This window comes from Cellulomonas triticagri, assembly GCF_003696205.1.
GTDB lineage: Bacteria > Actinomycetota > Actinomycetes > Actinomycetales > Cellulomonadaceae > Cellulomonas > Cellulomonas triticagri.
Map to the genome: position 1 here is coordinate 1 of NZ_RFFI01000039.1, position 22,663 is coordinate 22,663.

19 protein-coding genes are annotated in these 22,663 nt (G+C 74.7%); 12 read left to right on the forward strand and 7 right to left on the reverse strand.

Annotation, left to right across the window (positions count from 1 at the left end; genetic code table 11):
* A partial coding sequence (locus tag EBM89_RS08715; protein ID WP_147463495.1) for an NYN domain-containing protein occupies positions 1–624 on the forward strand: 624 nt, incomplete at its 5' end.
* A gap of 24 nt (positions 625–648) precedes the next feature.
* Here the strand turns inward: EBM89_RS08715 and EBM89_RS08720 are convergent.
* Complete coding sequence (locus tag EBM89_RS08720) at positions 649–2,457, reverse strand: AMP-dependent synthetase/ligase (RefSeq protein ID WP_122149054.1); 1,809 nt, start codon at positions 2,455–2,457, stop codon at positions 649–651.
* 274 nt (positions 2,458–2,731) lie between these two features.
* On the opposite strand from EBM89_RS08720, the gene EBM89_RS08725 reads away from it, so the two are divergent.
* Positions 2,732–3,676: an ROK family glucokinase gene (locus EBM89_RS08725; protein ID WP_122149055.1), complete on the forward strand. Its 945-nt coding sequence runs from the start codon at positions 2,732–2,734 to the stop codon at positions 3,674–3,676.
* Between the two features lie 75 nt (positions 3,677–3,751).
* On the opposite strand, the gene EBM89_RS08730 is transcribed toward EBM89_RS08725, so the two are convergent.
* Positions 3,752–4,426 carry a hypothetical protein gene (locus tag EBM89_RS08730; RefSeq protein WP_122149056.1) on the reverse strand — a complete coding sequence of 225 codons (675 nt, stop codon included), beginning with the start codon at positions 4,424–4,426 and terminating at the stop codon, positions 3,752–3,754.
* Positions 4,427–4,508: 82 nt separating this feature from the next.
* Here EBM89_RS08730 and EBM89_RS08735 point away from each other — a divergent pair, with 82 nt between their 5' ends.
* The 3 genes from EBM89_RS08735 (at position 4,509) to EBM89_RS08745 (ending at position 8,013) form a co-directional block, all read left to right on the forward strand.
* Positions 4,509–5,300, forward strand: coding sequence for a lysophospholipid acyltransferase family protein (locus tag EBM89_RS08735; protein WP_233571636.1), 792 nt, complete (start codon positions 4,509–4,511; stop codon positions 5,298–5,300).
* A 140-nt stretch (positions 5,301–5,440) separates the two neighbouring features.
* The gene (locus EBM89_RS08740; protein ID WP_122149058.1) at positions 5,441–6,661 is read left to right on the forward strand and encodes a pyrophosphate--fructose-6-phosphate 1-phosphotransferase; all 1,221 of its coding nucleotides are present in this window, start codon (positions 5,441–5,443) and stop codon (positions 6,659–6,661) included.
* On the forward strand, positions 6,661–8,013 hold the full coding sequence (locus EBM89_RS08745) for a class II 3-deoxy-7-phosphoheptulonate synthase (protein ID WP_122149059.1): 1,353 nt from the start codon (positions 6,661–6,663) through the stop codon (positions 8,011–8,013). The genes EBM89_RS08740 and EBM89_RS08745 overlap by 1 nt, the downstream gene beginning before the upstream one ends.
* Before the next feature lie 73 nt (positions 8,014–8,086).
* Here the strand turns inward: EBM89_RS08745 and pknB are convergent, their stop codons facing one another.
* Together pknB and EBM89_RS08755 are read right to left on the reverse strand one after the other, a co-directional pair.
* Positions 8,087–10,096 carry a Stk1 family PASTA domain-containing Ser/Thr kinase gene (pknB, locus tag EBM89_RS08750; protein WP_122149060.1) on the reverse strand — a complete coding sequence of 670 codons (2,010 nt, stop codon included), beginning with the start codon at positions 10,094–10,096 and terminating at the stop codon, positions 8,087–8,089.
* 48 nt (positions 10,097–10,144) lie between these two features.
* A complete protein-coding gene (locus tag EBM89_RS08755; protein WP_122149061.1) occupies positions 10,145–11,353 on the reverse strand; it encodes a LysM peptidoglycan-binding domain-containing protein in 1,209 nt (402 codons plus the stop codon).
* 282 nt (positions 11,354–11,635) lie between these two features.
* On the opposite strand from EBM89_RS08755, the gene EBM89_RS08760 reads away from it, so the two are divergent.
* Positions 11,636–12,064, forward strand: a complete 429-nt coding sequence (locus EBM89_RS08760) for an Rv2175c family DNA-binding protein (protein ID WP_122149062.1) — start codon at positions 11,636–11,638, stop codon at positions 12,062–12,064.
* Between the two features lie 15 nt (positions 12,065–12,079).
* On the opposite strand, the gene EBM89_RS08765 is transcribed toward EBM89_RS08760, so the two are convergent.
* Positions 12,080–13,198, reverse strand: coding sequence for a polyprenyl synthetase family protein (locus EBM89_RS08765; RefSeq protein ID WP_122149063.1), 1,119 nt, complete (start codon positions 13,196–13,198; stop codon positions 12,080–12,082).
* A gap of 37 nt (positions 13,199–13,235) precedes the next feature.
* Positions 13,236–13,745, reverse strand: a complete 510-nt coding sequence (locus tag EBM89_RS08770; protein WP_122149078.1) for a hypothetical protein — start codon at positions 13,743–13,745, stop codon at positions 13,236–13,238.
* Positions 13,746–13,872: 127 nt separating this feature from the next.
* Here EBM89_RS08770 and EBM89_RS22065 point away from each other — a divergent pair, with 127 nt between their 5' ends.
* The 3 genes from EBM89_RS22065 to EBM89_RS08785 all read left to right on the forward strand — a co-directional run bounded on the left by EBM89_RS22065 (position 13,873) and on the right by EBM89_RS08785 (position 18,051).
* A complete protein-coding gene (locus tag EBM89_RS22065) occupies positions 13,873–15,471 on the forward strand; it encodes a DUF4192 family protein (protein ID WP_147463496.1) in 1,599 nt (532 codons plus the stop codon).
* 127 nt (positions 15,472–15,598) lie between these two features.
* A complete protein-coding gene (locus EBM89_RS08780; RefSeq protein WP_122149065.1) occupies positions 15,599–15,997 on the forward strand; it encodes a universal stress protein in 399 nt (132 codons plus the stop codon).
* Positions 15,998–16,494: 497 nt separating this feature from the next.
* Positions 16,495–18,051, forward strand: coding sequence for an RNA polymerase sigma factor (locus EBM89_RS08785; protein WP_439647174.1), 1,557 nt, complete (start codon positions 16,495–16,497; stop codon positions 18,049–18,051).
* 170 nt (positions 18,052–18,221) lie between these two features.
* On the opposite strand, the gene EBM89_RS08790 is transcribed toward EBM89_RS08785, so the two are convergent.
* Complete coding sequence (locus EBM89_RS08790) at positions 18,222–18,449, reverse strand: DUF7455 domain-containing protein (protein ID WP_233571637.1); 228 nt, start codon at positions 18,447–18,449, stop codon at positions 18,222–18,224.
* Between the two features lie 175 nt (positions 18,450–18,624).
* Here EBM89_RS08790 and EBM89_RS08795 point away from each other — a divergent pair, with 175 nt between their 5' ends.
* From EBM89_RS08795 to EBM89_RS08805, 3 genes are all read left to right on the forward strand, one after another.
* Positions 18,625–20,772, forward strand: a complete 2,148-nt coding sequence (locus EBM89_RS08795) for a DNA gyrase/topoisomerase IV subunit B (RefSeq protein ID WP_122149068.1) — start codon at positions 18,625–18,627, stop codon at positions 20,770–20,772.
* 74 nt (positions 20,773–20,846) lie between these two features.
* Complete coding sequence (locus EBM89_RS08800; RefSeq protein WP_122149069.1) at positions 20,847–21,899, forward strand: GNAT family N-acetyltransferase; 1,053 nt, start codon at positions 20,847–20,849, stop codon at positions 21,897–21,899.
* A gap of 111 nt (positions 21,900–22,010) precedes the next feature.
* On the forward strand, positions 22,011–22,499 hold the full coding sequence (locus EBM89_RS08805) for a MarR family winged helix-turn-helix transcriptional regulator (protein WP_122149070.1): 489 nt from the start codon (positions 22,011–22,013) through the stop codon (positions 22,497–22,499).
* Positions 22,500–22,663: the final 164 nt, after the last annotated feature.

Consider the following 22,663-nt stretch of genomic DNA (forward strand, 5'->3'; position numbering starts at 1 on the left):
CTGGCGGCCGCCGCGCGCGCGGACGCGACGGCGCTGCGCGACCTGGCGGAGGTCCGGGTGCGGCTGCTGCTGGACACGCTCGTGGACGCCGGGACCGCGCTGCGCGACGAGCTCGCGCTGCCCCCGGCGGGCCGGATGCCCGCGGACCTGGTCGCACCGGGCGTCGCGGCGCCGGCACCCCGGGGGACGTCGCGGGGTCGTGCCGCGCAGGACCCGGCGCTGCTGGACGACCTGCTGGCCCTGCCGCGTCCGCACCTGCTGGTGGACGGCTACAACGTCTCGAAGCTCGCGTGGCCCGACCAGCCGCTGGCCGAGCAGCGGCGGCGGCTCACCGAGCGGCTGGCGAACCTCGCGGGCCGCACCGGTGCCGAGGTGACGTGCTGCTTCGACGGCCGCGACGCGGGGGAGCACGGGACCGAGCGGTCGGGTCCGCGCGGCGTGCGCGTGCTGTTCTCGCACGGGGAGATCGCCGACGACCTGCTGCGGCGGCTGGTGCGCGCCGAGCCGCCCGGCCGCGTCGTCGTGGCGGTGACGAGCGACCGGGCGCTGGGCGCGGACCTGGAGGCCGCGGGTGCCCGCGTGCTGCCGTCGGCGACCTTGCTGGCGCGCCTGGGCCGCGTCTGACGCACCTCCCGCGGGCGGGGCGCCTCAGGCCTCGTGGTCGCCCGCGTAGACGGCTTCCACGTCGTTCGCGAAGTCCTTGAGGACGTGGGTCCGTCGCACGCTGAGCTTGGGCGTGAGGTACCCGTCGGCGATCGTGAGGTCGCGGTCGAGGATCCGGTAGCGCCGGATGGACTCGGCGCGCGACACCGCCCGGTTCGCGCGCTCGACGCCCTGGTCGATCGACGCGATCACGTCGGGGTGCCGTGCGGCCTCAGCGACGGTGAGCGGCGCCAGCCCGTGCGCGGTGCACCAGCCCGGCAGGCCCTCGGCGTCGAGGGTGACGAGCGCGCCGATGTAGGGCCGCCCGTCGCCGACCACGACGACCTGGCTGATGAGCGGGTGCGCGCGCAGCCGGTCCTCCAGGACGGCGGGGGCGACGTTCTTGCCCCCGGCGGTCACGATGATCTCCTTCTTGCGCCCGGTGATCCGCAGGTACCCGTCCTGGTCGAGGGACCCGAGGTCGCCGGTGCGGAACCACCCGTCGTCGAACGCCTCGGCGGTCGCGGTGGGGTTGTCGTGGTACCGGCCGAACACCTGGTGACCCCGGACCTCGACCTCGCCGTCGGCGGCGATCCGCACGGACGTGCCGGGCAGGGGAGGGCCGACGGTGCCGATGCGCGTGCGCCCCGGCAGGTTCACGGTCGCGGGGGCGGTGGTCTCGGTGAGGCCGTAGCCCTCCAGGACCCGGACGCCGATGCCCCGGAAGAAGTGCCCGAGGCGCTCGCCCAGCGGCGCCCCGCCGGAGATCGCCCACTCGATGCGCCCGCCCATGGCCGCGCGGAGCTTGTGGAACACCAGGCGGTCCGCGACGGCGTGCTGCACGCGCAGCCCGAGGCCGGGGCGCCCGTCGTCCAGGGCCCGCGAGTAGGCGATGGCGGTGCGGGCGGCCCACTGGAAGATCTTCAGCTTCCCGCCCGCCGCGGCCTTCTGCTCGGCGGAGTTGTAGACCTTCTCGAACACGCGCGGCACCGAGAGGATGAACGTCGGCTGGAACTCGGCGAGGTCGGTGAGCAGCTGCTTGGTGTCGGGCGTGTGCCCGAGGACCGAGCCGGCCGGCATGCACAGCACCTCGACGAACCGCGCGAAGACGTGCGCCAGCGGCATGAACAGCAGCGTGCGCGACCCGGGGGTCGACACGACCTCGTGCAGGCCCTCGACGGCGTTGCGCGCCAGCACGGCGAAGTTGCCGTGGGTCAGCTCGACGCCCTTGGGCCGTCCGGTGGTCCCGGAGGTGTAGATGAGCGTGGCGAGGTCGTCCCGCCCGGCGAGGTGGCTGCGCCGGTCGACCTCGGCCGCGGGGACGTCCGCCCCGGCGGTGGCGAGCCGGTCGAGGGCGCCGTCGTCCACGACGAGGACGTCCCGCAGCAGCGGCGCCTCCGGCCGGACCTCGGCGACGGTGGCGGCGTGCTCGGCCGTCTCGACGACGAGCAGCGTCACGGCGGCGTCGGTGAGGATCCAGTGCACCTGCTCGGCCGAGGAGGTCTCGTAGACGGGGACGGGGACGGCCCCGGCGCGCCACAGCGCCCAGTCGAGGACGGTCCACTCGTAGCGGGTGCGGCACATGATGCCGACCCGGTCGCCCGGCTCGACGCCGAGGGCGACGAACCCGGCGGCGACCTCCCGGACGAGGCGGTCGAACGCGGTGGCGCCGACGGTCCGCCAGGTGCTGGTGCCCGGCGTCTTGTACTCGATGAGCGGTCCGTCACCGGTGGCGGCCACGCGGGCGTCGAGCAGGTCGATCAGGTTCTCGTCGGGTCCGGCCGCGACGAGCAGGGGGGTGCTGAACTCCTCCATGTCTGGCTCCGTTGTCAGAAGGGGAAGGATCTCGGCAGCATAAGGGACCAAAGTCCTGATCGCAGCGACCTGACGCGTCCGTCACCCGCCCGCCCGCGCCCGGGTGACCTCTCCTGCTGGGAGCGTGTGCAGCGATGCCCGATTCGCACGCTAGCGTGTAGCCGCACGCGCGCAGTGCTGCCGCCGCAGCACCGGCGCACCCGCGCCCGGCTGCGTCGTCGCTGCGGCCCGAGCGCGTGCCCCACGCAGGACTCGGACGCGGAAGCAGGGAAGCATGCACGCCATCGGTGTGGACATCGGCGGGACGAAGATCGCCGCCGGTGTGGTCGACGAGGACGGCCGGATCATCGCGAAGACGCGACGCGAGACCGACCCCAGCGACTCCGAGAGCGTGGACCGCGGCGTCATCGAGGCGTGCCAGGAGCTCGCCGCCGAGCACGAGATCGGCGCGATCGGCCTCGCCGCGCCCGGCTTCATCGCCTCGGACCAGGCCACGGTGCTGTTCACCCCGAACCTGCCCTGGCGCGAGCACCCCCTGCGCGACATCGTCGCCAAGGAGCTCGGCTCCGACGTCACCATCGTCGTGGAGAACGACGCGAACGCCGCGGGCTGGGCCGAGTTCCGGTTCGGCGCCGCGCGCGACGTGCAGGACATGCTCATGCTCACCATCGGCACCGGCCTGGGCGGCGCGCTCGTCGTCGGCGGCAACCTGGTGCGCGGCACCTGGGGCGTGGCGGCCGAGGTCGGCCACATGCGCGTTGTCCCGGGCGGCCACTACTGCGGCTGCGGCCACGAGGGCTGCTGGGAGCAGTACGCCTCCGGCTCCGCCCTGGTCCGCGACGCGCAGTCCGCGCTCATCACCGAGCCCGCACGCGGCACCCGCCTGCTGGAGATCGCGGGCGGCGACGCCGACGCGCTCACCGGCCCGCACGTGACCCAGGCCGCCCAGGAGGGCGACCCGCTGGCCGTCGAGCTGCTGGCCGAGCTCGGCCGGTGGATCGGCGAGGGCGCCGCGTCCGTCGCGGCGCTGCTCGACCCCGCGGTGGTCGTCATCGGCGGCGGCGTCAGCGCGGCCGGGGACCTGCTGCTCGCCCCCGCGCGCCGGGCGTTCCTCGACCAGCTGTCGGCCCGCGGCCACCGCCCCGAGGCGACCTTCGCGCTCGCCGCCATGGGCAACGACGCGGGCATCGTCGGCGCGGCGGACCTCGCCCGCCGCTGACGGGCGCAGCCCCGCACGCACCGGAGGGGCCCTGCCGACGTCGGCAGGGCCCCTCCTGGCGTGTCCAGCGGGTGCTCAGACCACGGCGCCGTCGTCCGGGTCGTCCGGCACGTCCTCGCGGCGTCGCGGCATCCGCCACAGCAGCACCCCGAGACCGAGCAGGAACACCAGCCCGGACGCCTGCAGCAGCACGCCCGGCGCGTCCCGCCAGCCGATCACGGCCACCAGCCACAGCAGCGGCATGCCCCCGACGGCGAACCACGCCATCGTCAGCAGCGGGTCCCCGCCGAGCACCGGACCCGGGTCGGGCGGCCGGAACCGCTCCTCCTCGTCGACCTCGCGCTCCGCGGCGTCGATCCGGTCCGTGGCGTCCCAGTCCCGGCCCGACGCGCCGGGACCCGCCGCCTCCCGCGCACCCGCGCCCTCGGCATCACCGGCCCGGCGGGCCGGTCGCACCACGCGGCTGTCGGTGACCCAGGGCGCGACGGGGTAGGTTACGGCGGGACCGGACGACCCCCGCGGGTCGTCCCGGCCGACCTCGTCGGCCGCGGACGCCGCGGGTCCGTCCGGTACGGGTCCCCCGGGGCCCGTCGTCCCCGTGGGGTCGAGGTCGGCGCGCAGGTCGGCGACGATCGCGGCCCACTGCTCGTCGGACACCCGTCCGAGGTCGCCGTCGTCGGCGTGCTCGGCGGGGCGGTCCTCCCCCTCGGGGGAGGGGTCGTCGGCGGGGCGGTCGGGACGCGGGTCCATGACAGCACTCTAGAGTCGGCTCGGAGCACCCGGCGCGCCACGCGGAGACGGGCGCCGGCAGGCGAGGGCGAGAGGTGGCAGGTTGTTCTACTGGTTGATGAAGCGGGTCCTCGTGGGCCCGCTGCTGCACCTGCTCTTCCGCCCCTGGGTGCGCGGTGCCGAGCACGTGCCGAGCAGCGGCGCGGCGATCCTCGCCAGCAACCACCTGGCCGTCGTCGACTCGTTCTTCCTGCCGCTCGTGCTGGACCGCGAGATCGTCTTCATCGGCAAGAACGAGTACTTCACCGGCCGCGGCCTCAAGGGCCGCCTCACGGCGGGCTTCATGCGCGGCGTCGGCACCATCCCCGTGGACCGCAGCGGCGGCAAGGCCTCCGAGGCCGCGCTGCGCACCGGCCTGAACCGCCTCGCCGAGGGCAAACTGTTCGGCATCTACCCCGAGGGCACCCGCAGCCCCGACGGCCGCCTGTACCGCGGCAAGACCGGCGTGGCGCGCATGGCCCTGGAGTCCGGCGCCCCGGTCATCCCCGTCGCGATGATCGACACCGACAAGGCGCAGCCGCTCGGCCAGCGCCTGCCGCGGCCGCGCCGCATCGGCGTCGTCATCGGCGAGCCGCTCGACTTCAGCCGGTACCAGGGCATGGAGAACGACCGGTTCATCCTGCGCTCGGTCACCGACGAGATCATGTACGCGCTCATGGCCCTGTCCGGCCAGGAGTACGTCGACATCTACGCCGCCACCCAGAAGGCGCGCATCGCCACCGGCCACCCGGCCGCGTCCGGCCCAGACGCCCCGCCGGCCACCGCGCCCGGCGGGCGCGAGGTGCCCGATGTCCAGGTTCCGGTCCCGCCGGAGGACGACGCCCCGGCTCAGTAGGATGAGCCCGGCCGTCCGGTTCCGTCCGGCCCGCCACGCCCCCGGGGACCTCGGTCCCGGGTCCGGCCCGTGCACGTCGCCTTGAGTGGCGTGCGGGCTGGGAACGCCCAGCTGTGCTGTTTCAACGAGAGGTGTGTCTCATGTCGGTTCGTCGCGTCGCGCTCCTGACCGCGGGTGGCTTCGCTCCGTGCCTGTCCTCGGCCGTCGGTGGTCTCATCGAGCGGTACACCGAGATCGCCCCCGAGGTCGAGATCATCGCCTACCAGCACGGTTACCACGGTCTCCTGCGCGGCGACAAGATCGTCATCGACGCCGAGGGCCGGGCGCAGGCGCACCTGCTGCACAAGTTCGGCGGCTCGCCGATCGGCAACTCGCGCGTCAAGCTCACCAACGCGGCGGACTGCGTCAAGCGCGGCCTCGTGCAGGAGGGCCAGGACCCGCTGCAGGTCGCGGCCGACCAGCTCAAGGCCGACGGCGTGGACGTCCTGCACACCATCGGTGGCGACGACACCAACACGACGGCCGCCGACCTCGCCGCGTACCTCGCCGCGAACGACTACGGCCTGACCGTCGTCGGCCTGCCGAAGACCATCGACAACGACGTGGTGCCGATCAAGCAGTCCCTCGGCGCGTGGACCGCCGCCGAGGAGGCCGCCGGGTTCGCCGCGAACGTCATCGGCGAGCACCGCTCCGGCCCGCGCATGCTGATCGTGCACGAGGTCATGGGCCGGCACTGCGGCTGGCTGACCGCCGCCGCCGCGTCCGAGTACCGCAAGTGGCTCGACACCCAGGAGTGGGCCCCGGCCCTCGGCCTGACGCGTGAGCGGTGGGACATCCACGCGGTGTTCCTGCCCGAGCTGGCGCTCGACATCGACGCGGAGGCCGCGCGCCTCAAGGCGATCATGGACGAGCAGGGCAACGTCAACATCTTCCTGTCCGAGGGTGCGGGCATGCACGAGATCGTCGAGCAGCTCGAGGCGTCCGGCGCCGAGGTGCCCCGCGACCCGTTCGGCCACGTCAAGCTCGACACGATCAACCCGGGCCAGTGGTTCGCGAAGCAGTTCGCGGAGAAGCTCGGCGCCGAGAAGGTCATGGTCCAGAAGTCGGGCTACTACTCCCGTGCCGCCGCGGCCAACGCCGACGACCTGCGCCTCATCAAGTCGATGACCGACCTGGCCGTCGAGTGCGCCCTGCGCGGCGAGGCCGGCGTCATCGGCCACGACGAGGAGGACGGCGACCGGCTCAAGGCCATCGCGTTCCCCCGCATCGCCGGTGGCAAGGCGTTCGACGTGTCCCAGCCCTGGTTCGGGGCGCTCCTGGAGGGCATCGGGCAGCCCCTGGTGCCCGCTGCGGCGCACTGATGAGCATCGAGGCGGACCCCACCGTCCTCGCCGGGCTCGAGGCCTGGCGCGACCTGCCCGTCACGCAGCAGCCGGCGTGGCCGGACCGGGACGCGCTCGCGCGCGTGTCGGACCGGCTCGCCGGGCTGCCGCCCCTGGTGTTCGCGGGGGAGGCCGACGCGCTGCGCGGCCAGCTCGCGGCCGCCGGGCGCGGCGAGGCGTTCCTGCTGCAGGGCGGTGACTGCGCCGAGACGTTCGCCGAGTCCACGGCCGACAACATCCGCGCCAAGGTCATGACGGTGCTGCAGATGGCCGTCGTGCTCACCTACGGCGCCAGCCTGCCCGTCATCAAGATGGGTCGGATGGCCGGGCAGTACGCCAAGCCGCGGTCCTCGGACACCGAGACCCGCGACGGCGTCACCCTGCCCGCGTTCCGGGGCGACATCATCAACGGCTTCGAGTTCACGCCCGAGGCCCGCACCCCGGACCCGCAGCGTCTGCTCGACGCGTACCACACGTCCGCCTCGACGCTGAACCTCATCCGCGCGTTCACCACCGGGGGCTTCGCGTCCCTGCTGCGGGTGCACGAGTGGAACCGGGGCTTCACCGCCAACCCGGCGTACGCCCGGTACGAGGAGATCGCGGCCGAGATCGACCGCGCCATCCGGTTCATGGCCGCGTGCGGCGCCGACTTCGACGCCCTGCGCACCGTGGACTTCTACGCGAGCCACGAGGGTCTGCTGCTCGACTACGAGCGCCCGCTGACCCGCATCGACTCGCGCACCGGCCTGCCCTACGACTGCTCCGGCCACTTCCTGTGGATCGGGGAGCGCACCCGGCAGCTCGACGGGGCGCACGTCGACTACTTCAGCCGCGTGCACAACCCGCTCGGCATCAAGCTCGGCCCGACGTCCACCGCGGACGACGCGCTGCGCCTGATCGACAAGCTCAACCCCAGCGCCGAGCCCGGCCGGATCACCTTCATCACCCGCATGGGTGCCGGCAAGATCCGCGACCTGCTGCCCTCGCTGGTCGAGAAGGTCACGGCCGACGGCCGCCCGGTCACCTGGGTGTGCGACCCGATGCACGGCAACGGCATCACCTCGGCGTCCGGGTACAAGACCCGGCGGTTCTCCGACGTGATGGACGAGGTCGCGGGCTTCTTCGAGGTGCACCGCGCGCTCGGCACCGTCCCCGGCGGGCTGCACATCGAGCTCACCGGCGACGACGTCACCGAGGTGCTCGGCGGCGCGGAGGAGATCGACGACGCCGGGCTCGCCCGGCGCTACGAGACGCTGGTCGACCCGCGCCTCAACCACCAGCAGTCCCTGGAGCTCGCGTTCCAGGTCGTGGAGCTGCTGCGCCGCTCCTGACGCGCGACCCCACGACGGAGCCCCCGGCCCCCTCCTCGCGGAGGGACCGGGGGCTTCGTCGTGCTGGTGGGTGCTAGACGACCGTGAGGGTGATGGTCGAGCCCTTGGGGACCGCCTGGTCGGCCGGCACGCTCTGGTCGCGCACGGTGCCGAACAGCCCGCCGAGGACGTTGCGGCGCTCGGCCTTCAGGCCCAGGCCCTCGAGGACGCGCGCGGCCTCGTCGTACTGCTTGCCGGTGAGGTTCGGCATCGGGACCGTCTCCGGGCCCTTGGACACCTGCAGCGTCACCGTGTCGGTGCGCTTCGCGTCGGCACCGGACTCGGGGCTCTGCGAGATGACCGTCCCCGCGGGCACGGTGTCGCTGAACGCCTCCTCGGCGGCGACGACGAGACCGAGCTCCTCCAGCTGCGCGGTGGCCTGCTCCAGCGTCGTGTTGACCACCGAGGTGACCCGCACCGGCTCCGGGCCGTCCGAGAGCGTCAGGAACACCGTCGAGCCACGCTTCACCTGGGCACCCGCCTCGACCGGGTTGCCGTCCGCGTCGGTCGTGGCGAGGACGGACCCGATCGCGGCGGCGTCGTCCCAGTGGTCGCCCTCGACGACGTCGGAGTTCAGGTCGGCGGCGGCGAGCAGGTCGCGGGCCTGGTCCTGCATCTTCCCGACCAGGTCCGCGGGGACCGCGACCAGGTCGGGGCCGCGGGACACGGAGATGGTCACCGTCCCGTCCTTCCGGACCTGGTCGCCCACCGCGGGCTCGGCCGCGAACACCGTGCCCGCGGGGGCGTCGTCGTCGAACGTCGCGACCGGGTCCGCGCCGAGCCCGTTGTCCCGCAGCAGCGCCACGGCGTCGTCCTCGGTCAGCGTCGTGACCTCCGGGACGGTGGTGTAGGCGCCCGGGCCGACCTGGAGGTACCACCAGGTGCCGCCGCCGATCCCGGCGAGCAGCAGCACCGCGGCGGCGATCCACCACCAGCGGCGTCGGGAGCGGCGTGCGCCCGTGGCGGTGTCCCCGGTCGGGACCGGCCCGCCGGGCGTGATCGCGCCGATCGGCAGCGCCACGGTGCGCCCGGGGGTGTCGATGCGGGTCGTCGCGTCGGCCGGGGCCTCGTCGTCGTCCTGGTCCGGCCGCGTCGCCGCCGGGGCGGGCGCGTCGTCGTCCTCGGGGTCGGTCGCGTGGGGGAGCGCCACCGACGGCGGCACGTCGACCCGGCGCGCGAGCGTCGCCTCGTCCAGCGCGGTCCGGGTGCGGCGCAGCAGCGCCAGCGCGGCGGCGGCGTCGCCCGGGCGGTCGTCCGGCTCGCGCGCCGCGAGGGCGCCGACGAGCTCGTCGATCTCCACCGGGAGCCACGACGCCGCGTCCGAGGGGGCGGGCACGTCCGAGTTCACGTGCTGGAACGCGATCTGGATCGGCGTCTCGCCCGTGAACGGCTGGGCCCCGGTCAGCATCTCGTAGACGAGCACACCCGCGGCGTACACGTCGGTGCGCGCGTCGGCGGTGCCCTTCACGACGAGCTCCGGCGCGAGGTAGGCGACGGTGCCGAACACCGTGCCGGTCGTGGTCGACGTCACCTCGGTGACGGCGCGCGCGAGCCCGAAGTCCGCGACCTTGACGCGGCCGTCCTCCGCCATGAGGACGTTCTCCGGCTTGATGTCGCGGTGCACCAGCCCGGCGCGGTGCGCGGCGGCGAGGGCGTCGAGCACCCGCTCGGCGACGTCCAGCGTCTCACCGACGGTGAGCGACCCGCGCTCCGCCAGGTGCCGACGCAGGTTCACGCCGTCGACGTACTCCATCGTCAGGTAGGAGGTCTCGCCGTCGAGGCCCTGGTCGTACACGCCGACCAGGCCGGGGTGGGTCAGCCGCGCCGCGGCGCGCGCCTCCCGCCGGAAGCGCGCGACGAAGTCCGCGCCCGCCCCGCCCTCGGCGAGGTGGGGGTGCATGACCTTGAGCGCGACGTCGCGGTCCAGCCGCCGGTCCACCGCCAGGTACACCGTGGCCATGCCGCCGCGCGCGATGCGCTGCACGACCTCGTAGCGCCCGTCGACCAGCTGGCCGACGAGCGGATCGGTGACGGTTGCTCCCACGGGGGCGAGTCTACGGGCGCGGGGCCGCGCGGCCGGGGAGGCGCCCGGTCAGAAGCGCGCCATGTGCGTCTGGACGTTCGCCACGTAGCGGCGCGTGTCGCTGAACATGCCGTTGCGCTTCACCGAGCCGGCGCCCTGGTAGTACGAGGCGATGGCGGTCTGCAGGTCCGGCGACGAGCGCACGAGCTGCCGGATGATCGCCACGCCCGCGACGACGTTGTCGTCCGGGTCCAGCAGGTTGATGTCGCGCCCGACCAGCTGCGACGCCCACTCGCCCGACGTCGGGATGACCTGCATCGTGCCGATGGCGTTGGCGGGGGAGACCGACGTGTGGTTGAAGCCCGACTCCTGGAACGCGATGGCCTGCGCCAGCGCCGGGTCGACGCCCATCGAGCGCGCCGTGGCCGCGACCTTCGCCTGCATGTCGGCCTTCGACGGCACGCCCATGGCGATCAGGGCGGCCTTGTTCTGGTTCGCGGAGGCGACGACGCTCGGGGCGTAGGTGCGGCCGAGGAACGTGTTGCCGACCAGGCCGGACGTCGGGGTGGTGCTGCTCGCCGTCGCCGTGGTGGTCGTGGCGCCCGCGCCGGGGATGGTGAGGCTCTGGCCGACGCGGATGAACGCGCGGGAGTCCAGGCCGTTCGCGGAGGTGATGGCGGCGACGGTGGTGCCGTAGCGCTTCGCGATGGCGGAGACGGTCTCGCCGGAGGCGACGGTGTGGTTGCCGCCGGTCGCGGTGGTGGTCGCGGCCGGGGCGGCGGTGGTGGCGGCGCCCGCGCCGGGGATGGTCAGGCTCTGGCCGACGCGGATGAACGCGCGGGAGTCCAGGCCGTTCGCGGAGGTGATCGCGGCGACGGTGGTGCCGTAGCGCTTCGCGATGGCGGAGACGGTCTCGCCGGAGGCGACCGTGTGGCTGCCGCCTGCGGCGGTCGTGGCGGGCGCGCTGCTCGCCGTGCTGCCCGTGGGGATCGTCAGACGCTGGCCCTCGCGGATGAACGCGCGGGCGTCCAGGCCGTTGGCGCTGCGCACCGCCGAGACGGTGGTGCCGTGCGCGGACGCGATGTGGCTGACGGTGTCGCCGGAGCGGACCGTGTACTGCTCGTCCGCGTGGGCGGCCCCGCCGGTGGCGGTCACGGCCACGGCCGCGATGGCGATGGCTCCGGTGCCCGAGGCGAGCAGACGTCCGCGGCGACCGGCGGCGCGGGCCGGGGTGGCCGGGACGGCCTGGTCCGTGAGGGCGAGGGCGGTCTGCGTCATGGTGTCGGATCCCTGGGATGTGAGGCGTGGTGCTGCCGTGCCGGAAGGTGCTTCTGCGTACCTGTGGGGCGCGTGTGACTGGTGTGACTACTGCGACGGTAGACCACCTCGTCCGACCTGGGAAGCCGGGTGGGCGGTTTGTCCCCCTGAACAGCGGTTCTGCGGGCCGATCCCGACACGGGAGGGGGACCGGGATGCTCCGGACGGGCGAACGCGCAGGTCGCGGCGCCGTTCCTGCTGCTGCGTCCTCGTGAGGCCGGGGCGGTCAGTACGCTGGCCGACGTGAACGCGCAGCCCCAGCCCGATGACCTCGTCGACTCCTGGCTCACCGTCCCCGACGTGGCCGAGGAGCTCGGCCTCGACGCCGGCAAGGTGCGCCGTCTGCTGAAGGAGCGGCGCATCGTCGGTGTGCGCCGCGGCGAGCCGCCGGTGCTCAGCGTCCCCGCGGCGTTCCTGGTCCCCGTCGACGCGGCCAACCCCCGCGCCGCCGTCCCCGGGCGCCCCGACGAGGAGGAGGCACCGGTCGCGCGGGCCACCGTCCTCGCGTCCCTGCAGGGCACGCTGAGCGTCCTCGGCGACGTCGGCATGTCCGACGCCGAGGCCGTCGCCTGGCTGTTCACCCCCGACGAGACGCTGCCGGGCCGCCCCGTCGACGCGCTGCGCGCGGGGCACAAGACCGAGATCCGGCGGCGGGCCCAGGCCCTGCTCTGACCGACCCGGCAGGGGTCAGGCGCGCCGGTCCACCGCCGCGCGCGCCAGCCGGAGCAGCATCGCGCGGCCGTCCTCCGCCAGGGGGGCGGCCGCGAGGCCGTCCAGGGCCGTGTCGGCGAGGTCCGTGATCAGCGTCTCGACGTCCGCGACGGCGCCGCTGGCGGCGATCCGGTCGGCGAGCGCCGCGCACGCCGCCTCGTCCAGGTCGCGGTCGCCCAGGCCCGAGCGCAGCGCGTCGGCGAGCCCGGTGTCGTCGGCGCGGAGCGCGTGCGCCATCGCGCGGGCCACCAGCACGGTGCGCTTGCCCTCGCGCAGGTCGTCGCCCGCGGGCTTGCCCGTCGTCGACGGGTCGCCGAACACCCCGAGCAGGTCGTCGCGCAGCTGGAACGCCTCGCCGAGCGGGAGGCCGTAGGCGCTCGTCGTCGTCAGCGCGTCCGCGTCCGCTCCCGCGAGCACCGCGCCCAGCAGCAGCGGGTGCTCCACGCTGTACCGCGCCGACTTCGCGACCACGACCTCGCGGGCCCGCGCCTCGTCCGCCGCCGGGTCCTCGCCCCACGGCAGCACCTGCGCCAGCAGGTCGAGGTACTGCCCGACCGTCACCTCGGTGCGCATCCGGTCGAACACGCCGTGCGCGCGGTCCCGGCGCCCGGCGTCCAGCCCGGCGAGCGCGCGCACCATCTCGCGCTCGCTCGCCACCAGGGCCAGGTCGCCGAGCAGGATCGCCGCGGACTCGCCGTACCGGTCCGCGGGGCCGGTCCACCCCGCGGCCGCGTGCGCCGCGGCGAACCGGCGGTGCGCCGCGGGCTGGCCCCGGCGGGTGTCGGAGTCGTCCATGACGTCGTCGTGGAACAGCGCCGCCGCCTGGAACAGCTCGAGGGCCGCCCCGGCCCGCAGCACCACGTCCGCGTCGGGGGAGTCCGGCTCGCCGCCGTGCGCGCGCCAGGACCAGTAGCAGAACGCCGCCCGCAGCCGCTTGCCGCCGCCGAGCATGTGCCCCATCGCCTCCGCCAGCGGGGCCGCGCCGGCACCCGCGCCCACCAGCTCGGGCAGCAGGTCGTCCACGTGCGCGGTGAGCAGGGCGTCGACGCGGGTCCGGAGGTCCTCGACGTCGACCAGGGCGGGGGAGGGGCTCACCCGGCGAGCCTAGGGCCTGTCCCGTCCGCCCGACGCGTCAGAGCCGGACGGTGCCGCCGAGCGTGAGCGTCCGCACACCGTCGCGGTCCAGGACGCCCAGCGTCAGCAGCTCCTCGGACCCGTCGCCCCGCGTGAACGTCGAGGACGCCGCCAGGCCGGACGACCCGGGGTCCGTCACCGACTCCGTGAACCCGGCGGCGGACAGCTGGTCGCGCACCGCCGCCACCAGCGCGTCCGCCTCCAGCGGGCTGCGCAGGTTGAGGCTGATCGCGGTCAGCCCCGTCGCTGCGTCCGGCTCCGCCGCCGACACCAGGATCTCGCTGCCCTCGGGCGGCGACACCAGGTCCGACGGGAACCCCGGTGCCAGCTCGCCGACCGCGCCGCCGGACGCCGTGGCGTCGGGCAGCAGCGCCTCTGTCGGGCTCGTCGTCGGCTCCGGGGACACCGCCGACGCGCTCGGACCGGGCACCGGGGTACCGCCCGAGCAGGCCGCGGTGGTCAGCGCCAGGAGAGCGACGGCGAGCGCGGCGGTGGGACGGGTCGGCACGTCGGACACAGTAGCGCCGCTCGGGGAGCGGGTACCGAGCCCTCCACAGGGGTGCGTGGTGGGCACGGTCCCCAGCGGTCCGGTGCGCGGCCGGTGGCGGGCGGTCGTCCTGGGCTTCGGTGGTCGCATGACTTCCAGCGCCTCGCCCCTGCTCCCGCCCGACCCGACCGCCGGGCCCGTCGCCGGCGACCCGCCGCACCGCCTGCTCGCGCTCGTGCCCGACGGGCTCCGCTCGCACCCCGCGCGCACGGTGGTGCTCCTCGGGCTCGCGGGACCCCGGCGCGAGATCGCCCTCGTGACCCGCCTCGCGCTCCGCGACGTCCTCGGCCCCACCGGGCCGGGGACCGTGGCCCGCACCGTCGCCCGGCTCGCGCTCGGCGACGTCGAGGAGGTGGTCGCGATCGTCTACTCGGACGACGAGGACCCCCGGGACCCCGCGCGCGGGTTCCGCCCGGACCCCGCCGCGGCCGCCGTCCGCGCGCACGCGGCGGTGCGGGACGCGTGCCGGGCCGTCGGACCGGTGTCCGCCTGGCAGGTCACCCACGACCGGTACCTGGGTCTGGACTGCCGCGACGGCAGCTGCTGCCCACCCGGAGGCCGCCCGGTCTCCGACCTCGGGCCCGCACCGCTCGCCCGTGCCGTCGACGGACCGCTCGACCTCGCGCGGCTGATCCCGCCCGCCCCCGCGGCCGCGCGCCGCTCCGCGTCCGCCGCCCGGTCCCGGTGGGTCGACGTCCGGCTGCGGGCCGCCCGACCCGTCGGGCTGCGCCTCTGGCGCCGGCGGTCCTGGGAGGCATGGCGCGACGCCCTCGCCGCTGCCGCCGACCCGCACGACCTGCCCACGTCGGCTGTCCTCGGGCGCCTCGAGGCCGCGCTCGCCGACCCCGAGGTGCGCGACGCCGTCCTGCTCGGGGTCGTCGACCCGGGAGGGCTGCTGCCCGACGCTCTGCTGCGCACCGGCCGCCCGCTGCCGGGACCGGCCGCGTGCGCCGGTGCGCCCCGCCCCGGTCCGGTGGTCGATCGGCCGGTCGCGGAGCCGCCGCCGCGTGTCGACGGTCAGCTCGACGCCGCGCTCGGAGTCCTCCCGCGCGGCGTCGCGAGGCTCGACGACCCGCCGACCGTCGCCTGCACCCACCGCCCGCACGTCGTCGACCTCACGGAGGGAGCGGACCGTGAGGACGCCGCCGACCTGGCCGACCTCGGCGGGCGGTGGTGCGCCGACTCCGGGACGCCTGCGGGGTGGGCCGGTGCCGACGGGTGCTGCGGTCGCTGCGACGCGTGCGACCCGGTCCCGCCCGACGCCGACGGGCCCGGTGACCTCGACGACCCCGCCCCGGCGGGTGGCGGCACGTGCCGGTGCCGCCGTTCCGGTGGTGACGGGTGCCGCGTGACCGCCGACCCCGACGAGGAGGAGGACGTGCGGGACGCGGTGCGCGACGTGCTCGACGGCTTGGTGGACCCCGAGTGCGCGCGGGAGCCGGACGCCGCGGCCCTCGCCGCGGGTCGCCGGGTGCTGGAGGGCGTCGTCGCCCACGGCCGCCGGGGCCACCAGGCGCCGGCGCTCGCCCTGCTCGGGCTGCTCGCCTGGTGGGAGGGCGACCCGGTGCGCGCGTGCCTGCTGACCGACGAGGCCCTGCGCCAGGACCGCACGCACGGGCTCGCGCGGGTCGTGGACCGCGCGCTGGGCGCCGGGCTGCCGCCGGCGTGGATGCGTCGTCGCTGCTGAGCGCGCTGGCGCCGGTCGTGCCCGTCCCGCCGTTCCGGTACGGTCGGACCACGGTCCGCTGCCGCACCCGCGCCCTCGCGCACCCGGTGCTGGCGGCGGAGGCACAGCACTCGTGCGAGGAGCACTCATGAGCATCGTGGTCGGGTACCTGGCGACGGTCGAGGGGCGGGCCGCCCTGACCGCGGCGACGAGCGAGGCCGTGCGCCGGTCCGAGCCGCTGGTCGTGGTCGTCAGCGAGCGCGGCGACGAGACCGACGAGCAGCGCGCCGAGCTCGCGACCGCGCTGGACGAGGTGCGCTCGTCGCTGGAGTCGCGCGACGTCGCTCACGACGTCCGGGTCCTGCCCGGCGGGCGCGACGTCGCCGAGGCGTTGATCGGTACGGCCGAGGAGACGGCGGCGTCCCTCATCGTCATCGGCCTGCGCCGCCGCAGCCCCGTGGGCAAGCTCATCCTCGGCGCCAACGCGCAGCGCATCCTCCTCGACTCCCCGTGCCCGGTGCTCGCGGTCAAGCCCGACCCTGCCTGACCCCCTTCCGGCGGGCACCGCGCGGGCCGGTCACCGGCCGCACCCGGGCTGCGAGCAGCACGGGTCGCCGGCGCCGGGGTCGGTCGCGGGCCGGACCACGGTCCGTGGTCCGGACGGAGGTGTGCCCGCGCGGCCGCGACCGGACCGACACCCTCGTGCGGAGACGTCGAGCCCCGCTGCGGTGCACGGCGGTCGGCCGTCTCCCGCCCGGACCGTCGGCGGCCGTTGGCCGACTGACGCTTTGCGAGGCACCGGCGTGCCGTCCCCGGCGTGTCGGCGCGGCGCGGCGGACACGGTGGCGCCCGCGTCCGCGACGCGCGCACCCGTCCGAGGGAATCCTCCGGGCCGCTCGCGCGTTGATCTCGGGTGACAGGACGCCGACCTGCGCGGGGAGAGCCTCGCCGCCCCCCGCGGGAGGCCCCCGGTGGGTCCAGGCCGGTACAATATCGAGGTACCCGATGCGCCGGACCGGGTCCCTTGCTGCCGAAAGGTCATTCGTGACGCCCCAGACTTCCACCCCCACCCTCCCGCGTGAGTTCGAGCACCCCGCCCTGCAGGACCTCGTCCGCGTCGGGCGCACCACGGGCAGCGTCGACGCCGCTGCCCTGCGCTCGGCGTGCGAGGCCGCCCAGGTGGAGGACGCGAAGCGGCTGAAGGCCGTCGTGCGCGGTCTGGCCAACGCGGGCATCACCGTGGCCGAGCCCACGGTGTCCGCGCCGGCCCGCAAGGTCGCCGCCGCGACCACCGCCAAGGCCCGCCCGTCCGCGAAGGCCGTCGTGGCCGAGGACGGCGAGGACGCCGCCCCGAAGCCCGCGGCCAAGAAGCGCGCCGCCGCCAAGCCCGCCGCCGCGAAGACGACCGGCAAGGCCGCCGCGTCCAAGCCCGTGAAGGCCACCAAGGCGTCGAAGTCCGACGAGGACGGCGACGACGAGGACGTCGAGCTCGAGGACGTCGAGATCGACGAGGCCGACCTGGAGTCGGGCGACGACGCGACGGAGTCCGCCGACTCGGAGGAGTCCGACGACGCGAAGCCCGCCGCGAAGACCTCGGCGTCCGGCAAGGACGAGACCGAGGACACCGGCTTCGTCGTGTCCGACCGCGACGAGGACGACGCCCCGGCGCAGCAGGTCGTGACCGCCGGCGCGACGGCCGACCCGGTCAAGGACTACCTCAAGCAGATCGGCAAGGTCGCGCTGCTGAACGCGGAGCAGGAGGTCGAGCTCGCCAAGCGGATCGAGGCCGGCCTGTTCGCGGAGGAGCGGCTCGCGGTCATCGGCGACGACCTGGAGCCGAAGGCCCGCCGCGAGTTCCAGTGGATCGTCAGCGACGGCCGCCGCGCGAAGAACCACCTGCTCGAGGCCAACCTGCGTCTCGTCGTCTCGCTCGCCAAGCGGTACACCGGCCGCGGCATGCTGTTCCTGGACCTGATCCAGGAGGGCAACCTCGGTCTGATCCGCGCGGTCGAGAAGTTCGACTACACCAAGGGCTACAAGTTCTCGACCTACGCGACCTGGTGGATCCGGCAGGCGATCACCCGCGCCATGGCCGACCAGGCCCGCACCATCCGCATCCCGGTGCACATGGTCGAGGTCATCAACAAGCTCGCGCGCGTCCAGCGGCAGATGCTCCAGGACCTCGGTCGGGAGCCCACGCCGGAGGAGCTCGCCAAGGAGCTCGACATGACCCCCGAGAAGGTCGTCGAGGTCCAGAAGTACGGCCGCGAGCCCATCTCGCTGCACACCCCGCTCGGCGAGGACGGCGACAGCGAGTTCGGTGACCTCATCGAGGACTCCGAGGCCGTCGTCCCGGCGGACGCCGTCAGCTTCACGCTCCTGCAGGAGCAGCTGCACCAGGTGCTCGACACCCTGTCCGAGCGGGAGGCCGGCGTCGTCTCGATGCGGTTCGGCCTCACCGACGGCCAGCCGAAGACCCTGGACGAGATCGGCAAGGTCTACGGCGTGACCCGCGAGCGGATCCGCCAGATCGAGTCCAAGACGATGTCGAAGCTTCGGCACCCGAGCCGCTCCCAGGTCCTGCGCGACTACCTGGACTGAGCGGGCCGGCAGCACGCCGAAGGGCCCGGTTCCCGCGAGGGAACCGGGCCCTTCGCCGTGCCCGGCCGGGCGTCGACGGTCGCGCGCTCTCGCCGCGATCGGTCGTCAGCCCTCCGCAGACGCGAGAGGCCCCCGGGGTGGATCCCCGGGGGCCTCTCGGTGTCGTCGGGTCAGCGCGCGGCGCCTGCGCCCGCTCCGTGCTCGGCGAGCAGCTTGTCGGTCTCGTCCTGGACCGACACCGCGATCGCGGAGTACTTGGGTGCGTGCTCCCGTGCGTGGTGCGCGCAGAACAGGAGCTCGCCCACGGGCAGATGCACGCGGACGTAGGCCTGGGCGCCGCAGCGGTCGCAGCGGTCGGCTGCGGTCAGCGGGTTCTGGGTCTCGATCGTCTCCGTCACGTTGTCATACAACCATCCCGGAGCCGGATCCTTCCCGTCGGGACCGGGTGGTTCGCTCACCGCGAAGCAGATGTCACCCCGCGGACACACTCCGCGCACGACTCCCTGAGGATCGAGGGCCTCACCGGCATGGCGCCGTCGGTGGTGTCGGTATCCTCGACTACCCTCGGGGCTCGTGTCGACCGCTTCTGCCGAGTCCAGCTACACCGCCCGCCACCTCTCCGTGCTGGAGGGGCTCGAGGCCGTCCGCAAGCGCCCGGGCATGTACATCGGGTCCACGGACTCGCGCGGGCTCATGCACTGCCTGTGGGAGATCATCGACAACTCGGTCGACGAGGCCCTGGCGGGGCACGGCGAGCGCATCGACATCGTGCTGCACGCCGACTCGTCGGTCGAGGTCCGGGACAACGGCCGCGGCATCCCCGTGGACGTGGAGCCGAAGACGGGTCTGACCGGTGTCGAGGTCGTGCTCACCAAGCTGCACGCGGGCGGCAAGTTCGGCGGCGGGTCCTACGGCGCGTCGGGCGGTCTGCACGGCGTGGGCGCGTCGGTGGTGAACGCGCTGTCGGAGCGGCTGGACGTCGAGGTGGACCGGGGCGGCAAGACGCACCGGATGACGTTCCACCGGGGCGAGCCCGGGACGTTCGACGACGCGGCGGGCCGGTCCCCGGAGTCGCCGTTCGAGCCGTTCGTGGCGCGGTCGCAGCTCGACGTCGTCGGGAAGGTCGCGAAGGGCCGCACGGGCACGCGCATCCGCTACTGGGCGGACCGCAACATCTTCCCGAAGAGCGCGGTGTTCTCCTACGACGAGCTCGTGACGCGCGCCCGGCAGACCAGCTTCCTGGTGCCGGGCCTGACGATCACGGTGCGCGACGAGCGCGGCCTGCCGGGCACCCCGGGCGAGGAGGGCCCCCACGAGGAGGTGTTCCGCCACGACGGCGGGACGGTGGACTTCGCGGACTTCCTGGCGCCGGACGCACCGGTGACGGACACGTGGCAGCTCACGGGTGCCGGCCAGTTCACGGAGACGGTGCCGGTGCTGGACTCCCGGGGTCACATGACGCCGCAGGAGGTGCAGCGCGACTGCGAGGTCGACGTGGCGCTGCGCTGGGGCACGGGCTACGAGACCGAGGTCCGGACGTTCGTCAACATCATCGCGACGCCCAAGGGCGGCTCGCACCTGGCGGGCTTCGAGACGGCGCTGCTGCGCACGGTCCGCAAGCAGGTCGAGGCCAACGCGCGCCGGCTGAAGATCTCCGCCAAGGACGGCGGCGAGAAGATCGAGAAGGACGACGTGCTCGCGGGCCTGACGGCCGTGGTGACGGTCCGCCTGGCGGAGCCGCAGTTCGAGGGCCAGACCAAGGAGGTCCTGGGCACCGCGCCGGTGCGCGCCATCGTGGCGAAGGTCGTCGACACCGAGCTCGCGTCGATCCTGACCTCGGCCAAGCGCGAGCACAAGGCCCAGGCGGCGACGCTGCTGGACAAGGTCGTGGGGGAGATGCGCGCCCGCGTGTCCGCCCGCAAGCAGAAGGAGATCTCCCGACGCAAGACCGCCCTGGAGACGTCCTCGCTGCCCGCGAAGCTCGCGGACTGCCGCAGCGACGACGTGGAGCGCACCGAGCTGTTCATCGTCGAGGGTGACAGCGCGCTCGGCACCGCGAAGCTCGCGCGGTCCTCGGACTTCCAGGCGCTGCTGCCGATCCGCGGCAAGATCCTCAACGTCCAGAAGGCGTCGATCTCCGACATGCTCCGCAACGCGGAGTGCGCGGCGATCATCCAGGTGCTCGGCGCGGGGTCCGGCCGCACGTTCGACCTGGACGCGCGCCGGTACGGCAAGGTCGTGCTGATGACCGACGCCGACGTCGACGGAGCGCACATCCGCACGCTGCTGCTGACGCTGTTCTTCCGGTACATGCGGCCGCTGGTCGAGGCCGGGCGCGTGTACGCGGCCGTGCCCCCGCTGCACCGTATCGAGGTCATCGGGTCGGGCAGCCGCAAGAACGAGTACATCTACACGTACTCGGAGGCGGAGCTCGCGGCGACCCTGAAGAAGCTGCAGAAGTCCGGCAAGCGCTACAAGGACGACATCCAGCGCTACAAGGGCCTGGGCGAGATGGACGCGGACCAGCTGTCGGAGACGACGATGGACCCGCGGCACCGCACCCTGCGCCGGGTCACGCTGCCCGCCGCGGAGAGCGCCGACGCGATGGTCCGCCGCGCGGAGGAGACGTTCGAGCTGCTCATGGGTTCGGACGTCGCGCCGCGCAAGGACTTCATCGTCGCGGGGGCGCACAGCCTGGACGCCTCGCAGATCGACGCCTGACCGGGCGTCCACGGGCTGGTCAGGACGCGGATTCCGCGTGACAGACCGAGCCCGCGCGGGGCACGGTGGGGGGCATGTCCGACACGCAGCCCTCGCCGTCCGCCCCGCTCGCGCCGATCGCCGTGCGCGCCGCCGCGCCCGCCGTGCTCCCCGAGCCGGACGAGGCGATGACCGGCCTGACGTGGCGTCCGCTGACCCGCGCGGACGTGCCCGTGCTCGCGGCGCTGGTCGCGCGCACGGAGGAGTTCGACGCGCAGCCGTCCCGCACCAGCGAGGTCGAGGTCGCGGAGGGCTTCGACGGCGACTGGAAGGACCCGGCCCGCGACTCGCGCGTGGGGCTGGACTCGGACGGCGTGCCGCGGGCGTGGATGGCCGTCGACGTCCCGCCGGGCGACGTGCGCACGGTGCGCGCGTACGTGTCGGGCGGGGTCGACCCCGCGTGGCGCGGGCGGGGGATCGGGCGGGCGCTGATGTCGTGGGCGACGTCGCGGGCGCGCCAGAAGCTCGCGGAGTCCGGCAAGGACGTGCCCGGGCGGATCGCGGTGTTCATCGAGGACCACCGGGCCGACGCCGTGGCGCTGTACCGCGCGGCGGGGTTCACGCCGATCCGCTACTACGCGGAGATGCGCCGCGACCTGTCGCTGCCCCTGCCGGAGGTGCGCCCGGTGCCGGGGGTGCGGCTGGAGCCGTGGAGCGACGCCCTGGACGACGCGGTGCGTGTCGCGCACAACGAGGCGTTCGCCGACCACTGGGGGAGCGAGCCGCGCACGCCGGAGTCGTGGCAGATCGGCCGGGCGATGTTCGCGCCGCAGTGGAGCCACGTGGCGGTGGACGAGGCGACCGGCGAGGTCGCGGGGTACACCGTCGCGGGCCGGTACGAGCACGACTGGCCGGTCGCCGGGTACACGTCGGGCTACTCGGAGCTGCTCGGGGTGCGCCGTGCGTGGCGCGGCAAGGGGCTGTCGGTGGCGCTGCTGACGGCGTCGATGCGCTCGTTCCTGGCCGACGGGATGCAGTACGCCGAGCTCGACGTCGACACCGCGAACCCGTCGGGCGCGCACGGGCTGTACGCGAGCCTCGGCTACGAGGTCACGCACGGCTCGGCGCTGTTCACGATCGAGCTCTGACCTGCTCCGACGCCCTCGCTGCCACCGGTGGTCCGGGTCGGTGTGGAAGCGTTCCCGCGCGTCGCCCCCCAGAGGATCCAAGCGTGCGCGCGAGGGCTCTACGCTGAGCCCATGACGGCAGTGGAGCACGGTCGGGACGGCGTCGCGGCGCCGGTCGACGAGGACGCGACGTGGCGCGCCTACCTGGGTCTGTCCCGGGAGATGTTCACGGCGCTCGAGCGCGGCCTCGGTGCCGACGCCGGGGTGTCGGTCGCGGACCTGGAGCTGCTGGAGCCGCTGCTCGGCGCGGGCGAGCGCGGGCTGCGCGCGAAGGACCTCGCGGCCGCCGCCGAGTGGCAGGACAGCCGGGTGTCGCACCAGCTCCGCCGCATGGAGACCCGCGGGCTCGTCACCCGCGCCCGCGACCGGCAGGACGCGCGCGGCACGGTCGTCGGGCTGACCCCCGCCGGGGTGCGCGCGGCGGTCGCGGCGCAGACCACGCGTCGGGCCCTCGTGCGCGAGCTGCTGATCGCCCCGCTGGATTCGCAGCAGGTCGACGCGCTGATGGAGGTCGCGGTCCTGGTCCGCACCCGCATCGCGGCCTCCGGCCGCGCCCGCTGACCCGAGCGCCCGCGCCGCCGACGCGCTCCGGTCCCAGCCCGGTCGCCCGTCAGCGAGGTCGTCACTCGTTCCCGAGGTCGTCACTCACGACGGACGACCTCGGGAACGCATGACCACCTCGACGCCCGCTCGGCGACGAGTGGCGACCGTGCCGTCGGCCGCGC

Excerpts from the sequence above, each read along its gene's own strand:
- EBM89_RS08720 (WP_122149054.1), bottom strand. The coding sequence starts at position 2,457 with ATGGAGGAGTTCAGCACCCCCCTGCTCGTCGCGGCCGGACCCGACGAG.
- EBM89_RS08725 (WP_122149055.1), top strand. The coding sequence starts at position 2,732 with ATGCACGCCATCGGTGTGGACATCGGCGGGACGAAGATCGCCGCCGGT.
- EBM89_RS08730 (WP_122149056.1), bottom strand. The coding sequence starts at position 4,426 with ATGGACCCGCGTCCCGACCGCCCCGCCGACGACCCCTCCCCCGAGGGG.
- EBM89_RS08740 (WP_122149058.1), top strand. The coding sequence starts at position 5,441 with ATGTCGGTTCGTCGCGTCGCGCTCCTGACCGCGGGTGGCTTCGCTCCG.
- EBM89_RS08745 (WP_122149059.1), top strand. The coding sequence starts at position 6,661 with ATGAGCATCGAGGCGGACCCCACCGTCCTCGCCGGGCTCGAGGCCTGG.
- EBM89_RS08755 (WP_122149061.1), bottom strand. The coding sequence starts at position 11,353 with ATGACGCAGACCGCCCTCGCCCTCACGGACCAGGCCGTCCCGGCCACC.
- EBM89_RS22065 (WP_147463496.1), top strand. The coding sequence starts at position 13,873 with ATGACTTCCAGCGCCTCGCCCCTGCTCCCGCCCGACCCGACCGCCGGG.
- EBM89_RS08780 (WP_122149065.1), top strand. The coding sequence starts at position 15,599 with ATGAGCATCGTGGTCGGGTACCTGGCGACGGTCGAGGGGCGGGCCGCC.
- EBM89_RS08800 (WP_122149069.1), top strand. The coding sequence starts at position 20,847 with ATGTCCGACACGCAGCCCTCGCCGTCCGCCCCGCTCGCGCCGATCGCC.
- EBM89_RS08805 (WP_122149070.1), top strand. The coding sequence starts at position 22,011 with ATGACGGCAGTGGAGCACGGTCGGGACGGCGTCGCGGCGCCGGTCGAC.